Source organism: Niallia sp. FSL W8-0635 (assembly GCF_038007965.1).
GTDB lineage: Bacteria > Bacillota > Bacilli > Bacillales > Cytobacillaceae > Niallia.
The window spans coordinates 462,894-479,637 of the sequence record NZ_JBBOYD010000001.1 but is presented as its reverse complement, the minus strand read 5'-3'; the positions used below and the strand labels follow the sequence as shown (position 1 = coordinate 479,637).

General features: G+C 35.9%; 11 protein-coding genes and 2 riboswitches. Of the genes, 2 read left to right on the top strand and 9 right to left on the bottom strand.

Translation table 11 applies throughout. The features are described from left to right. Positions 1 to 98: 98 nt before the first annotated feature. The 6 genes from NYE52_RS02470 to NYE52_RS02445 form a co-directional block, all read right to left on the bottom strand. Complete coding sequence (locus tag NYE52_RS02470; protein WP_341191614.1) at positions 99 to 1,427, bottom strand: NCS2 family permease; 1,329 nt, start codon at positions 1,425 to 1,427, stop codon at positions 99 to 101. A gap of 143 nt (positions 1,428 to 1,570) precedes the next feature. After that, positions 1,571 to 1,673, bottom strand: a riboswitch (purine riboswitch). 132 nt (positions 1,674 to 1,805) lie between these two features. Continuing rightward, positions 1,806 to 3,356, bottom strand: coding sequence for a glutamine-hydrolyzing GMP synthase (guaA, locus tag NYE52_RS02465; RefSeq protein ID WP_341191613.1), 1,551 nt, complete (start codon positions 3,354 to 3,356; stop codon positions 1,806 to 1,808). Between the two features lie 180 nt (positions 3,357 to 3,536). Continuing rightward, a riboswitch (purine riboswitch) is annotated at positions 3,537 to 3,638 on the bottom strand. 29 nt (positions 3,639 to 3,667) lie between these two features. Continuing rightward, a complete protein-coding gene (locus tag NYE52_RS02460) occupies positions 3,668 to 5,905 on the bottom strand; it encodes a transglutaminase family protein (RefSeq protein ID WP_341191612.1) in 2,238 nt (745 codons plus the stop codon). Then, positions 5,906 to 7,111, bottom strand: coding sequence for a DUF58 domain-containing protein (locus NYE52_RS02455; protein WP_341191611.1), 1,206 nt, complete (start codon positions 7,109 to 7,111; stop codon positions 5,906 to 5,908). It abuts the gene before it with no gap. Next, positions 7,111 to 8,064: an AAA family ATPase gene (locus tag NYE52_RS02450; protein WP_341191610.1), complete on the bottom strand. Its 954-nt coding sequence runs from the start codon at positions 8,062 to 8,064 to the stop codon at positions 7,111 to 7,113. Before NYE52_RS02450 ends, NYE52_RS02455 begins: the two co-directional genes overlap by 1 nt. A gap of 155 nt (positions 8,065 to 8,219) precedes the next feature. Beyond that, on the bottom strand, positions 8,220 to 9,623 hold the full coding sequence (locus NYE52_RS02445; protein ID WP_341191609.1) for a TerD family protein: 1,404 nt from the start codon (positions 9,621 to 9,623) through the stop codon (positions 8,220 to 8,222). 324 nt (positions 9,624 to 9,947) lie between these two features. On the opposite strand from NYE52_RS02445, the gene NYE52_RS02440 reads away from it, so the two are divergent. Further along, positions 9,948 to 10,124: a hypothetical protein gene (locus tag NYE52_RS02440; RefSeq protein WP_341191608.1), complete on the top strand. Its 177-nt coding sequence runs from the start codon at positions 9,948 to 9,950 to the stop codon at positions 10,122 to 10,124. Between the two features lie 200 nt (positions 10,125 to 10,324). Here the strand turns inward: NYE52_RS02440 and licT are convergent, their stop codons facing one another. From licT to NYE52_RS02425, 3 genes are all read right to left on the bottom strand, one after another. After that, positions 10,325 to 11,155, bottom strand: coding sequence for a BglG family transcription antiterminator LicT (licT, locus tag NYE52_RS02435; protein WP_341191607.1), 831 nt, complete (start codon positions 11,153 to 11,155; stop codon positions 10,325 to 10,327). Between the two features lie 118 nt (positions 11,156 to 11,273). Next, complete coding sequence (locus NYE52_RS02430; RefSeq protein WP_341191606.1) at positions 11,274 to 12,695, bottom strand: 6-phospho-beta-glucosidase; 1,422 nt, start codon at positions 12,693 to 12,695, stop codon at positions 11,274 to 11,276. Between the two features lie 39 nt (positions 12,696 to 12,734). After that, positions 12,735 to 14,642 (bottom strand): beta-glucoside-specific PTS transporter subunit IIABC, encoded by a 1,908-nt coding sequence (locus NYE52_RS02425; RefSeq protein WP_341191605.1) that lies wholly within the window; start codon positions 14,640 to 14,642, stop codon positions 12,735 to 12,737. A 494-nt stretch (positions 14,643 to 15,136) separates the two neighbouring features. Between NYE52_RS02425 and NYE52_RS02420 the strand changes: the two genes are divergently transcribed. Then, a complete protein-coding gene (locus tag NYE52_RS02420; RefSeq protein ID WP_341191604.1) occupies positions 15,137 to 16,579 on the top strand; it encodes a glycoside hydrolase family 1 protein in 1,443 nt (480 codons plus the stop codon). The last annotated feature ends 165 nt before the right edge of the window (positions 16,580 to 16,744 follow it).

Sequence of the window (16,744 nt, the reverse complement as noted above, 5' to 3'; positions counted from 1 at the left end):
TACTATTTAGAAAAAGACATTTTCTCTTAACCTCAAAGGTTGCACGATAACATCGGTTACCCTTTGTCACAAGAATTTAGCGACCTAACCTTCCCCTACTATTGTAAGAAGATAAAGTACAATGCAAAGATGACAAAGAATACATACATAATTGGATTAATATCCTTGATACGACCTTTTACGATCATTACAATTGGATAGAAAATAAATCCGACAGCGATACCTGTTGCAATACTGTATGTCAAAGGCATTGCAACAATAGTAAGGAATGCTGGAACAGCCACTTCAAACTTAGCCCAATCAATTTTCCCAAGGGATGAAACCATCAAAATACCAACCACAACTAAAGCTGGTGTTGTAACAGCTGATGTTACTACTTCCAACAGCGGGAAGAAGAATAAGGATAACAAGAAGAATCCTGCTGTAACAACTGCAGCAAATCCAGTACGAGCTCCAGCAGCAACACCTGCTGATGACTCAATATACGAAGTCGTTGTAGATGTACCGAAAATAGAACCTACCATGGATGCAATAGAATCAGCAAATAATGCTTTTCCTGCTCTCGGCAATTTATTTTCTTTCATTAATCCAGCTTGGTTTGCAACTGCTACTAATGTACCAGCATTATCAAAGAAATCAACAAACAAGAAGGTTAAAACAACAACCAACATACTTTGTGTATAAAATCCAGGATCACCAAGCGCGGAGAACAATGATCCAAAAGTTGGCTCCATGCTAGGAACTGCAGAAACCACTTTAGAAGGCGTATCAATTACTCCAAAAATCATTCCTACTACTGCTGTGATGATCATTCCGTAGAATACTCCACCATGAATTCCTCTAACCATTAAAATAATCGTAACGAAAATACCAAAAATAGCTAATAATGTACTTGGCTTGGTTAAATCACCAATATGAACAAGTGTCGCAGCGTTACCAACAATAATTTCAGAGTTTTGCAATCCAATAAATGTTATAAATAATCCAATACCTGCGCCGACCGCAAGCTTTAATTCAACCGGTATCGCATTAATTAGTTTTTCACGAAGACCAGAAAGTGTTAGTAATAAGAAAAATACACTTGAAATAAATACAGCTGCTAAAGCATATTGCCAAGGATGTCCTTGTGTTAATACAACAGTATAAGCAAAATATGCGTTTAAGCCTAAACCTGGAGCTAACGCGATTGGATAGTTAGCAAATATCCCCATAATTAGAGATCCTACTGCTGCAGCAAGTGCTGTCGCCACAAATACCGCTCCATAATCCATTCTTAATGCATCTGGAAGGTCAGCAACGTCCCCTAATGTTAATGTAAATGGATTTACTGCTAAAATATAAGCCATCGCAAGGAATGTAGTGAAACCACCTAAAAACTCTCTGCGGTAATTTGTGCCTAGTTCTTCGAATTTGAAAAACTTCTTCATTGATCTTTCCCCTCTCATAAATGCTTTAATAATCTACTAAAACAAAAAAACACTCCTACGATTAAAGGAGCGTTGACTAGGGTTTGTGCTATTAAAATAGGGAGACTTTCCTTTATAAAATATAAATGAGTTCTAATTAATCCCTATATATACACTTACCTCGTAGTCAAGCTATTTACGGTAGCTCGGTAGAAACTTTCGGGCCGTATTCCCCAATATTATACGAGTAAAATCTTTCTCAGTTGTAAATCTAGTTTAACAGCTTCATAAAAGCTCGTCAATATAAAAAAACGAACAATTACAATTAAAAACATGCAATCGTTCGTTTTTTTCATAAAACTTTCCTTTTACAAAGGAAAAGTTACTTCTTTTCTTCTATTACTCCCACTCAATCGTTGCAGGTGGCTTACTTGTAATGTCATACACTACACGATTAATATGCGCTACTTCATTTACGATTCTAGTGGAAATCACTTCTAATACATCCCATGGCAATCTTGCCCAGTCAGAAGTCATTCCATCAATAGAAGTAACTGCGCGGATTCCGATAGTATAGTCATACGTACGTGCATCTCCCATTACCCCAACACTTCGGATATCTGGTAGTACAGTAAAGTATTGCCATACATCTCTTTCTAATCCTGCTTTTTTGATTTCTTCTCGTAAAATTGCGTCAGATTCACGAACGATTTCTAGTTTTTCCTCTGAAATCGCACCTAGCACTCGAATACCTAAACCAGGACCTGGGAAAGGTTGTCTCCAAACAATTTCGTCAGCTATTCCCAATTCTGTACCAAGAGCACGTACTTCATCTTTAAATAACGTATTTAATGGCTCAATTAACTGGAATTGCATATCTTCCGGAAGTCCACCAACATTATGATGGGACTTAATTGTTTGTGCAGTAGCTGTTCCACTTTCTATAATATCTGTGTAAAGTGTGCCTTGTGCTAAGAAATCAATTCCTTCTAATTTAGCTGCTTCATCATCAAATACATAGATGAACTCATTTCCGATAATCTTACGTTTTTTCTCTGGGTCACTTACGCCTTCTAGTTTAGACATAAAGCGTTCTTTTGCATCGACTTTAATAACATTCATGTTGAAGCCTTCTGTGAAAGTCTTCATAACCCCTTCTGCTTCTCCTTTACGAAGAAGTCCATGGTCAACAAATATACATGTTAATTGGTCACCAATTGCTTTATGAATCAATACAGCAACAACAGAAGAGTCAACTCCACCACTAAGGGCACAAAGAACTTTCTTATCTCCAACCGTCTGACGAATTTTTTCCATTTCGATTTCAATGAAGTTTTCCATAGACCAGTCGCCTTTGCATCCACAAACACCGAACACAAAGTTTTTCAACAATTCATTTCCATAAACAGAATGACGAACCTCTGGATGGAATTGAACTGCATATAATCCTTGTTCTTCATTACTCATAGAAGCGATTGGACAAGAAGCGCTTGTTGCATCTATTGTAAATCCAGCTGGAGCTTCTACAACTAAATCACCATGACTCATCCAAACGATTTGTTCTGTCGGAAGGTCAGCGAATAACTTAGAGTTATTTTCAATATTGATTGATGCTTTTCCATATTCACGATGCTTTGCTTTTTCCACTTTCCCTGCAAAATGCTGTGTCATTAATTGCATTCCATAACAAATACCAAAGATAGGAAGTCCTAAATCAAATATTTTCTCATCTACGCCAAATGCATTTTCATCGTATACACTGTTAGGGCCACCTGAGAAAATTATTCCTGTAGGGTTTAATTCCTTAATCTCTTCAGCAGTAATGGTATGTGGATGCAACTCACTATATACACCAAATTCTCTTATTCTTCTTGTAATCAATTGATTGTATTGACTACCAAAGTCTAGGACAACAATCATTTCCTGACCTTCTATATGCGCTTTCCCCATTCCTATTCACCCCAATTAATCTATTTGAATTTCTCTTATTACTATTGCCAAACACCTTCATCATTCATGCTTCTTATCTCTAATTCACAGACTTTTTTAAGAAAAAAAGACTAGAATCGGCCTCAAATAAAAACGAAGGCAGAATTCTAGTCTTTTGGATTCCATTAAGAAGCTAAACTGGAAAGACTTATCTGCCTTCATAGTCAGATCATTTAAGGCGACCCGGTAGAGACTCTCGAACCATATCATCGAGGATATATGAAGGAATTATATATAGATGAGAATATTGTAACAACATGTCGAATCGATGGTCAAGCTGTTGTTTTTTTAATTAAATTTTCCCACAATTCCTTCAAATCATTCCAAGTGCCTTTTGGCATCTGACCTTTATACAGATATTCCTCATATTTAGCAGTCAATAAGCTCATTTCATTGCTTGAATAAATATGATCAATTTGCTTTGCATACTCTCTTAAGGTAACTTCTTCCTTTTTCTGAAGCCCTGCAATCTCTAATAAATGTAACAAGAGGATATACGCTTTAGGAAAGTTATTTTCACCGGCAGCATTTTTGAATTTCCAAATATAATAATATGGAAGCCATTTATATCGAAATTTATAAATAGCAAGTCCTAACAGAACAACGATAACTAGAACAAGGGTAATCCACTGCCAATTTCCTTTGACTGCAGCTGTATAATTACTCCATCCCTCCGTAGGCGGTGTTGTTGGTTCTAAAGCTTGCTCTTGCTCTTCTGGTTTATTTTCAGCAGTTTCTTGTTGTGGCTCCTGCGCCTCTGGGGTTTGCGTTTCTGTATTATCGGTATTTTGATCATTTTGTACATCATTAATATACGTATTGGCATTGGAGAAACCTTGTGTCGGTTCAAAAGAAACCCAGCCAACCTCTGGGAAATAAACCTCTACCCAGGAATGCGCATTGTTATTTGTTACTTCATAACGACGAACATCACCATCAACCTCTAAAAAGTCTCCTTCCGTAAAGCCCTTTACCCAGCGAGATGGAATACCGATAGAACGCAGCAAGGTAACCATTGAAGTAGAATAGTTATCACAGTACCCAAGCTTTGTTTCAAATAGAAATTGATCCACATAGTCTTCATTCCCATCCGGAACGGCAACATTACTTTGGCTATAGACAAATCCATTAGAAGAGAAATAAGTTTCTATCGCTCTTACTTTCGCAAATACATTTTCATCATTTTTGGTTATATCTGCAGCAAGATCTTTCACTCTTTGTGGTAACGAATCAGGAAGCTGAAGATAACGATGCGCAACTTCTGGGTTATTCATTACAAAGGCATCCATATCTGCAGTAGTTAATGCATCCAAACTGTATTCCGGTATATCATATTTAACAGAGTAGCTTTCTACATATCCGTTAAAAACACCACGTTCATTTCCGCTTTCGATTTCCATATAGGAATTAGTAGCGGATAGTTCTTTTACTCCTAACGGATAGAGAAAGTAAGAAAAAGCATTAGCAAATTGTACCGTGCTTTCTGACTCCGTTCGCTTCACATTTTCCCCTTCTATAAAGGACATAAATGGAATATCTCCGCCGTGGTCCAATACCTCAAAGTTCTCTCTACTTAATCTTAATGATTCCTCTGATTGTATCCATCCTTTACCTGTATACGTATCTTTCGTTTCTACTTTCCAATAATGAGGCTCTTCCACTTCTGCAACAAATACCAAGGAGGGATCACCAATAAAGTCCCCACCTAATCTAGAATCATCTACGCTATATCCAACCCGATGAACACCATTCCCAGCACCGACGCCTTCATCATCGCCACCTTTATTCCCCATTGTTTGAATGAAAGGAACAGGATCAGGCCATATAGGATTTGCTTTTGGAGATAAATAGCCAATTCCAGCACTCACTACTACAAATAAAAGCAAAGGGATCATCCATTTCAAAATAGAACTATTATTATTGCCCGACGACCCATCTTTGTCGTTTAAACGAAAGAATGTCAACATCCCCATTGCTGTAAAACCGATTATGACCGTTCGAATAATGGCGCTATTAGCACTATAAATTGTAAAAGTATCTAATACTGTAATAAAGATAAGTGTCAATAAAAAGAAAGTAAAAATCTTTCTTCGCTTAATTAACCAGTAATCAATTAAATATGCCATAAGCCATAGCAAAATAAAACAGAGACAACTTTTGAACATATTAGTCATTTCTGGCCAATTTGTATCAAATACTAATGCCAAATTATCAATAAATTCAGCAACAAAGGGCTGTATCCACTGGAAAGTAAAAAAAGATTCTTCATAATATAAATATTGAAGAATAAAGACAATATAAACAGTCTTTAACGTTCCACTTAATAAGCTTGGCGCCCGCAAAAATGCTAGTAATAAAGAAAGCGCTAGGAACAGGTTAAAAACAATGACATTCTCTGTATTCGTCAATTCCTCTAACGGTCTTAGCCATTCCCATATTAATAAAAAACCTAAAACGTATAATAGAAAATTGGATACTGTGATGTGTTTTCTGCTAAATGATGTACTCATTTAAGACACCACCTCCCCAAAAGCCTCTTTAAATCTTCCTTCAGAAACATGGATAATTCGAATCCCTCTTTTTATTGCAAAAGCACTTAATGTTTTTTCTCCACTTGAAAGACCTTCATTCTTACCTGTAACGACAAATAATACTAGATTATACCTTTTACTAGTCAGCCACCCAGCTTTATCTACTAGCTCTCTCGTTAACTTCGACGTAATTAGCATGACAGTTGCCTGTTGCTGTAGCTGACTACTGTCATTATCCAAAACCTCTGCAAGTGTTACTTCCTTTGTCGTACGAACCTTCGCTAAATGATAGAGTAGCAGCTGTTGCTGACTTTCGCCTCCTCTTATAGGAAAAACTGTTCGATCTGTATCAACTGATAAAAATCCTACCTGAGCACCTTTTTTTAAAATAGCACGAATTGCTGAAGCGGTAAAAGAAACTACTGCTTCAAACCTCTTATGCACCTCGCAATCCATAACAATCATAATGTCATGAGTCTGCTTTTGTTCAAACTCTTTTGTCATCATATTATTTCGTCTTGCACTCGCTTTCCAGTTAATCCAGGAAAAGCGATCCCCCGGCTGATATTCTCTAATGCCAACAGCCATTGTCGTATCTCGTTGTACTCGTTCCTTTGAAGAGGTCATTCCTTGTTCATAGTGATTTTCCAACGGCTTGTACACCATCTCTTCATAAGGAGGATAAACAAGAACTCGATCAACTTGTATAAAAGCCTTCTCCTTTTCAATAAGCCCTAAAGGATCTCCCATTTGTAGAGAAAGCTGATCAAATATATGTTCTCCCCTTGGTAATTCTTTCACTGTATATTTAAAGGTGAGGCTACGCCTGAATCCAGGCATTAGCATTTTCTTGCCCATTATCGTTTCCCCTATAGTGGAGCTAAAGGAATCTTCTATCATTACATAGAAAATAGGAAAAAAAGTTCTTCTCGTTAATTCAATTTCCACTTGCATTTCTTCTTTTGCACTAAATTCATATTTATGAATTTTTCTTTTCACTTGCCATTCTCTAATTGGATAAGCAGCAACCAGCAGTCCATATAATGCAAATGGTAAAAAACTATAGAATAAAAACCAGCTAACAAATCCACCTTGGAACATAGCATAAGAAAAAACCATCGCTATTAGTAAAAATAGCAAGATTAGTTTCCAAATCCGATTTAATTTTTGCAAAAATCTTTTCATTACTTCACTAACCTTTGCACCGGTACAGGAACTTTCCCAACAATTCGATTGATAATTTCCTCAGCTGATATTCCATCGAATTTCGTTTCTGATTTCAAAATAATTCGATGGGCAAATACAGCTTTCACTAAAAATTGCACATCATCAGGAATAACATAATCTCTTCCTTGGATAAAAGCATAACTTTGTGATGCTCTCATTAACGCAATAGAACCCCTAGGACTTACTCCTAAATAGATACCCCCATGTTCTCTCGTTGCAGTAGCAAGCTCCACTATATATTTCTTTATTGTGTCATCAACATACACTTGTCTAACTTCATATTGAAGAGTAAGTAATTCATCCAAGGTTACAACAGACTCTAGTTTTTCAATAGGCGCGGCGACTTGGACTCTTGTTAACACTTCCATTTCTTCTTCTACAGTTGGATAGCCCATTTGCATTTTTAATAAAAAGCGATCTAGCTGCGCTTCAGGAAGAGGGTACGTTCCTTCATATTCAATGGGATTCTGGGTTGCCATAACAAAGAATGGCTTTTGTAAATGATGGGTAATTCCATCAATCGTTACACTACTTTCTTCCATCGCTTCCAAAAGGGCTGATTGCGTTTTCGGAGATGTTCGATTGATTTCATCTGCAAGGATGATATTCCCCATAATCGGACCTGGAACAAATTGAAATTCCAGCTCTTTCGGATTATAAATGGAAACTCCTGTTACATCAGAGGGCAATAGGTCTGGGGTGAATTGAATTCTACGGAAATTAGCACCAACTGATTTCGCTAAAGCTCGTACCATCATCGTTTTCCCAACTCCAGGTACGTCTTCTAATAAAACATGACCTTGGGCAAGTAAAGCAATCAAACTAAGTTCTGCCACGTCTCTTTTCCCAATCATTACCTTTTCAATATTACCGATTATTCTGTCAATTACCAAACTATGATTTCCTGCCATGCTTCTCCTCCTGTTGTATTTCTATTAAATCGCAAGCACACAACGAGCAATTTTGACTACTGCCTGATTGGTACTATAAACTATAAATCTCTCGAAATCATTTTCTCTAAAAACTATTCTATTAATACTATCTTCTATTCTATTATGACCTTATTTTAAGATAAAAATTCATGCGGATTTAATCCTAGTTCGCGGCATATTTCCGTCACTACTTGTTTTTCTCTTTGATCAAAATGACCGTCTGCATAGCCAATCGCAATGCAATATCGAGCTACAAGTCTTGCAACCTCTGGCTTAGAGCGCATTTTCCCTAATGCACGAAAACACTCGGTCTGACCAATAATTTGATCATATTCTATTTTGCGAACAAAATGATTAAATTGCTGAATTACTTTGTTTGTATCAAAAACACGTAATTCTTCGCTTTGATGGATAAACTCCATCATTTTTCGTTCTTCTGAAGGATCTAATCTTCCATCTGCCATACCTACTAATGCACATGCAGCAACAACCGCGTCTAATACTTCTGGATTTTTATATCGCATAAAGAGGTCTTTCGCGCGTTGTTTCTGTTGTCTGCCCCATTCTGCATAATCTGTCTGAGAAGGAGACCAACTATAACCACAACTATTGCAGCTAATTTTTAATTGTCCTTTTCCAATAAAGCCGCCTAGTAGTCCAACAGGTCCTAAAATCAATCCGCCAATAGCTGCTTTTCCAATTCCAAATCCTTTTTCACCTGTACGGACATTGGTACTATGGCATCTATTACACTGCAAATGCTCACTAGAATGATGGTATGCAGAAGCTTGTCCATACGTTTGCGGATTATTTGAATATGCCGCTTGCCCAGTTGGCTGATAAGCCCCACTATTAGCAGAAGCGGAATAAGTTGGTGTTTCAAACGACTGGAAGGGCGGTCTATTAGGTTCTTGATAGGCTTGTTGGATCGATTGATTAGGATAAGCAGGAGCTACTGGCTCCTCATCAACAGTCACTCCGAAATTGCGACATAAGGCAGCTAATCCACCCTGAAAGCCACTGCCAACTGCATTAAACTTCCATTCTCCTTGATGGCGATATAGCTCTGCTGCCACAATCGCCGTTTCGATTGTATAGTCTCTTCCAAGATTGAAACGAATAAGCTCTACTTGCTCTCCCTCATTATATACTCTGACATAGGCATTAGATATTTGTCCAAAATTTTGTCCTTTTTCATAAGCATCATGGATTGTAATAGTAAAAGCGATACGTTGAATAGTGTTTGGTACTTGGGACAAATTCACTCTAATTTGTTCATCGTCCAATCTACCATGTCCCGTCCGGTTATCTCCACTGTATATTACCGAACCATTAGGACCAGTGGGATTATTATAAAAAATAAAATCATCATCGCTCCATACTTTATGATTGTCTCCTAACAAAAAAGCCGAAGCATCTAAATCATAGTTGGCACCTTGTTGATTGATATCCCAGCCTAAACCAATAACTACATTGCTTAACTCAGGATACGCTTTCGTCAAATCTACTTTTTGACCTTTGCTTAATATAACCCCCACAAAGAATCTCTCCTTTTACACTCTTATTGTTCCAACCATGTATTACCTATTATTTTACAGCATTATCTAGGTATTTGTACGTATATTCAATTACATTTGTATTACAACTATACCTCTTACGAAACTACACGCGAAAAAGTTTCTACTTTTTCCTTTTTTTGCATTTTTGCTATTCTTCTAGTAAATTGTAATGTTTTTTGGAGGATTGTCATAAAAAAGATAAAGAAGACATGTTTGTAATGATTTTGGTAGGTTCGTAACTATTATTTAACCGAAGAATGAATATATATATTGTAGAATGGATAAGTAAAGGAGTTGTTACTTTTGTTATTTGGTTCACTTATATGTAAAATACGAAAATATCATAAATATAATTATTATTACAGTGGAATATGTATTACTTGCGGAGATGTAAGAAAAGAATACGAGAAAAAACAAGAAGATACCATAGAGGAACATATAGAAGAAAAAGATACATCTGATCAATCATTGAATCAGTAATCATTTGATATAGAAAAAGTTTTCCTCACATAATCTTCATTTCTCCATAATATTAGGGCTTTGTTAAATATACTGTTTTTGTAGCGCCGAAGAAAATTATCCTTCTTATCATTTACCTCCAGCACTTATTACGTATCTCTCTGCCGATGCTTAACATTATATTCAACAAAGCCTAAATGAAGATTTTTCCCCTTCTATCACTAACGATTCACTACCCTTTGTATATGAATAGCTAAATATAATTTTTCATTATCTGTTAAAGAATAATCGAATTGATTTTCAATATATTCATTTATTTTTTCCGTACATTTAAATGCTTCCTGATGCTTAAGTTTCACCATTTCATAAAGATAAGGATCATCATCATCCATATAAGTTTTACTATAGAGTCTTTGAGCAAAGAACTTCAAATGAGTAATAAATCGAAAATAATTTAATGATTCCTCATCAAATTCCATTTTATAATGATATTTTACGATATTTAATATGTTTTGCATTACCTTTGTTATGTTTGCAACATTGGGCATTTCCTGATTTAAATCTGAATTCACGATATGCATAGCGATAAACCCAGCTTCATCTTCTGGAAGCTCCACACCTAATTTATCCTTAATTAGTTGAACTGTCTCCATCGCAATAGAAAACTCTTCCTTATAAAATCGTTTTATTTCCCATAATAAAGCGTTTTTAATTTCATACCCTTTTTCAATTCTTTGTACAGCAAAATGCAAATGGTCTGTTAGCGAGATATAAAAACTATCATTTAGTTTTCTTCCTAGCCGACTGCTAGCAATCTTTAATGTTTCTTCTGTTATTTCGATATATTCAACAGGTACTTCATATAAAAGGGTTTTAAATTTTTCAGACATATCATTATTTTTTAAAGCAAATATTTTCTCGATTTTCGCATTATCCACTAAATCACCAGGCTTTTTTTGAAAGGCAATGCCTCTTCCCATGACTACTAGCTCTTCTTTTTTTTCATTAAATGTCCCTATAACATTATTGTTATAAACTTTTTCTATTTTCATTAGACCACCTGTAGTTTAATATGGCTTTACATTTATTATAATGGATAAGTGATCGTGATAGTATCATTTAAAATTGGAAAGAAGGAAAGTTGAAAAATCAACTTTCCTATTTCCCTTTTTAGACAGTTTCTCCATTGGATGCAATAACTTCTTTATACCAATTAAAACTCTTCTTTTTTGAGCGATTCAATGTTCCGTTGCCTTCATTATCTTTATCTACATAAATATAGCCATAACGTTTTTTCATTTCACCAGTAGAGGCACTAACTATATCAATGGGTCCCCAGCTTGTATACCCAATAATTTCCACACCATCCTCAATGGCCTCAGACATTTCCAATACATGTTTACGCATATAATCTATGCGATAATCATCCTGTATCTCTCCAGCTTCTGTCGGTAAATCAATAGCTCCTAAACCATTTTCTACTACAAATAACGGTTTCTGATATCGATCATATAATTGGTTTGCAGTAATACGAAAACCTTTCGGATCTATTGTCCAACCCCATTCAGATTTTTCTAAGTATGGATTTTCGATAGAGCCAAAGACGTTACCAGAAGTTTGCTTATTAATTTCTGGATTTGTACTTGTTGTACGGCTTGCATAATAGCTAAACCCAATATAATCAACTGTATATTTTGCTAATAATGCTTCATCTTGCGCACCCATCTTAATCGTTAAATTTTTATCCTTGAAAAATCTCTTAGCATAGCCTGGATATTTCCCTCTCGATTGCACGTCAATAAAGAAGAAAGAGTCTCTATCTTTTTCCATAGCATCAAACACATCATCAGGGTCACAAGAATATGGGTAGGTTTGACCAGCTGCTAACATACAACCAATCTTCATGTCCGGATTGATTTCATGAGCTGCTTTAACAGCCAAACTACTTGCAACTAGTTGATGATGAGCCGCTTGATATTTCACTTGCAGTTCATCTTCACCTTCTTCAAACACAAGTCCTGCACCAACAAAAGGTAGATGTAAAAGCATATTGATTTCATTAAAAGTCATCCAATATTTCACCTTATCCTTATAGCGTTTAAATAAGGTAGTTGCATATTTTTCAAAAAAATCAACTAGTTTACGATTTTTCCAGCTACCATAGTTCTTTACTAGATTTACAGGTACATCAAAATGTGCAATGGTTACTACTGGCTCCATCCCATACTTTAACAACTCATCAAACACATCATCATAAAACTTTAAACCAGCTTCATTGGGTGTAGAATCATCCCCGTTCGGATAAATCCTTGCCCATGAAATTGATAAACGTAGTGCTTTAAAACCCATTTCTGCAAAAAGAGCAATGTCTTCTTTATAACGATGATAGAAATCAATAGCTTCATGAGAAGGATAGAACTCTCCTTCAAGCGGTTCATAGTAAGGAAGCTTTCCCATCATAATATCAAATCTCTTATTCCCAGTTGGCAATAAATCAACAGTTGTTAAACCCTTGCCTGCTTCTAAATAGGCCCCTTCTGTTTGGTTAGCAGCAATAGCTCCACCCCATAAAAATCCCTTTGGAAATGCCATAATTGAACCCTTCCTTTCCATCTATCTTTTTCGTAGTCATTACTTTTTTTCTAGCTGGAACAATACTTCTCCTTGTTTTGTTCTTTTTTTATCTGATATTTGCAAATTAAATTCTCGATAGTTTGTTATCACAATAGGTGTAGTTAAAGGCTTGCCAGCTTTTTTGATTTGATCTATATCGAATTCAATCAGTAATTGTCCTTTTCTTACCATTTCACCTTGCGTAGTGTGGACAGTAAAATACTTACCTTCCAATTGAACAGTATCCATTCCGATATGAATTAAAATATCAGCACCAGTATCAGTTGTGATGCCTATCGCATGCTTAGTTGGAAATAAAGCAGACACCGTTCCATCTACAGGAGCAAATAATTTCCCTTCACTTGGTTCAATTGCTATTCCATGACCAAGCGCTCCAGATGCAAATGCTTCATCTTTTACTTTTGCTAGAGCTATTACTTCTCCATTTAACGGGCTACTTACTTCCTCTTTTTCTACTTTTGTTGCCGCCACTTGATTAGCAGCTGTATTTCCCCCAGTAGAATCTTGTTTTTTATTAATACCTCCAAACAATAACGTCAATAAGAATGCTACTACAAAACCAACAATGATTGATATTACTGCTCCCCATAAATTCATATTAATTCCAGTTGGAGTAATGTAGGAGGGAAGTCCAAAGATTCCAAGACCGCCAATAATGTAACCCTTTACATCCGTAAGACCTGCAATAGCGCCACCAATAGCTGCACCAATACAGCTAATAATAAATGGTTTTTTCAACGGTAAGGTAATCCCATATATTGCTGGTTCTGTTACACCAAAAATACCGGAAATAAATGCTGGATAACTCAATGTTTTAAGCTTTTGATTTTTTGTTTTAATTAAAATAGCAAGAACTGCACCAATTTGCGCAAAAGAAGCAGCAAATATAGGAGATAAAATCGTATCATAGCCAAGTGTTGCTACATTGTTAATAGCAATTGGCACTAGACCCCAATGAAGACCGAAGATAACAAGAACTTGCCAAAATCCACCAATTAACAGTCCCGCAATAACTGGGCTTAAATTATATAAGAACAGAGAACCTTGACCAATCAGTGTACTTGCCCATGTTGCTATTGGACCAATAACAAGAAATGTTACTGGAACTACAATTAATAATGTAAATAAAGGAACAAGAAACGCTTTAACTACATCCGGCATTACCTTTCTTAAACTTTTCTCTACTTTAGATGCAAAAAATGCCGATAAAATAATTGGGATAACAGAAGAGGAATAGCTCATTAAAATCACAGGTATTCCTATGAAGGTAACATGGATTGGTGATTCAAATAATGTACCTCCAAATATCGTATATAAAGGATCACCTGCTGTTAAGGTGGATAACGTTGGATAAACTAATGCAGCTCCGATCGCCATTCCAATAAACGGGCTTCCTCCAAACTTCTTAATTGCTGTGTATCCAAGGAAAATTGGCAAGAAGTAAAATAACGCGTCACCTGTTGCATTTAGTATTTGATAAGTGCCAGAAGAATCTGTTAGCCATCCTGTAGAAACAAACAATGCGTTAAAACCTTTAATCATCCCTGAAGCTGCAAGAACACCAAGAACGGGCGTAAAAATACTAGAAATCATATCAATAAATCGATTAAAAAGGGAACCTTTTGGACCTTCACTTTCTTCTACAGGCTGTTGACTTTGAAAACCACCTACTGAGACTACTGCTTGGTATACGTCTGGAACATGGTTTCCAATAACCACTTGATATTGTCCACCACTTTTCATAACCGTTACAACATCATCCATATTTTTTAATACTTCTGTATTTGCTTTGCTTTCATCCTTCAGCTTAAATCGTAAACGTGTAATACAATGAACCACACTGGAAACGTTTTCTTTTCCACCCACATTGGCAATAATATCTTTCGCTAATTGCTCATATTTCATTTTTGACCCTTCCTTCACTATGGAATTTGGTTTTAACAAATAAAAAAACCTGACCCGACTAGAATACACGCCTGATAATAGCATGTTTTTTCTAGTCAGTTCAGGTTATGCCCACTTAAGGTAACATTCCTTAACGGAACTTTTAAGTTTTGTTATTTGATACCTGTAATTTATCATGTCTCAAAATAAGTGTCAACGCTTTCTTTTAGAAAAATTGAATTTTTTTGTCGATTTTCTAAATCTATCATATTAAGTGTTTATGCTGAAAATATAGATGAAAATAACGTTTACAAATTTCTTGATTGAGAAAAAAAATGGTGTTATAGTAAAAACAATAATAAATAGCACACCTACATAGGGTTGTTACTGGTTATGCAGGCAAAACCTAAATCACAAAAAGTTATAGGACTATTCTGTTCTTAGCTTATGTGGTTTAGGTTTTTTTCTTTATATGAGCCGAAAGCGTATCCATAAAAAAATTAGGAGGGAATATTATGAACAAGACTACTTATCAGTTTCCAGATAGCTTTTTATGGGGAGGAGCAACAGCAGCTAATCAATTAGAAGGAGCTTATCTTGAAGGTGGAAAGGGCATGAATTTAGCAGATGTTATGCCTGGAGGAAAGGTTCGATTAAACGTAATTTCAACTCCCGGTTTTAATTTTGAAATCGATAAAGAAAAATATACCTATCCCAACCATGAGGGAATTGACTTTTATCATCATTATAAAGAGGATATTGCTCTTTTCGCTGAAATGGGGTTTAAAGCCTATCGGATGTCTATTGCTTGGTCCCGCATTTTCCCAAATGGTAATGAGCTTGAACCAAACGAAGAAGGACTAGCCTTTTACGATAAAGTTTTTGATGAATGTTTAAAACATAATATAGAACCAGTTGTCACCATTTCTCACTATGAAATGCCATTACACTTAATTAAAGAATATGGCGGATGGCGCAATCGTGAAGTTGTAACCTTTTTTGAGCGATATGCAACAACACTTTTTAATCGTTATAAAAACAAGGTAAAATACTGGCTAACTTTTAATGAAATTAATGGTGCTGTCTTTCATCCAATATTCAGTCTTGGTTTTTCACCTGACACAGAAGACGTTCGATTACAAGAAAGCTTCCAAGGATTGCATCATCAGTTTGTCGCAAGTAGTTTAGCGGTGAAAGCATGTCATGAAATCATTCCTAAAGGAAAAATAGGCTGTATGCTGATCTATGCTCCTGTTTATTCTATTGATTGTAAGCCTGAAAATGTCCTTTATGCTTTCCAAGAGGAACAATTCTTTAACTATATTTGTGGAGATGTACAAGTTCGCGGTGAATACCCTGCATTCTCTAAACGATTCTTCAAAGAAAATGGGATTACAATCCATATGGAGAACGGAGATTTAGAAACAATAAAACAATACCCAGTTGACTTTATTTCCCTTAGCTATTATATGTCCCGTACAGAAAAGAAAGAAAAAACAGCAGAAGAAAAAGCAGCGGGCAACATTTTCTCTGGTGTTAAAAATCCATTCCTTGAAGCAAGTGATTGGGGATGGGAAATCGATCCCATCGGACTGCGAATTGCATTAAACCAATTATATGACCGTTATCGGGTGCCTCTATTTGTAGTAGAGAACGGACTAGGCGCATATGACAACGTCGAAGAAGATGGAAGCATTAACGATGATTACCGCATTGATTATTTACGTAAGCATATCGAGGCAATGGGAGAAGCAGTAGAAGACGGTGTAGATTTAATGGGCTACACATCGTGGGGCTGCATTGACCTAGTTAGTGCCTCCACAGGAGAAATGTCTAAACGCTATGGTTTTATCTATGTAGACAAACAAGATGACGGAAGTGGTACATTAGAGCGTAAAAAGAAAAAATCATTCTATTGGTATAAAAATGTAATAGCCTCTAATGGACAAAACTTATAAAAATCCAAAAGTCCTTTAAAGAATGCTTTTTTATGAAGTTACCTCTTTTCTATACTGATAGAGGTAACTTTATTATTTAAAAACTATATAAATGTTAATGCCGAACTAGTTATATATCATTTCCCTTCATCATAAGGTATACAATGTGCAAATACTTACGTTAAG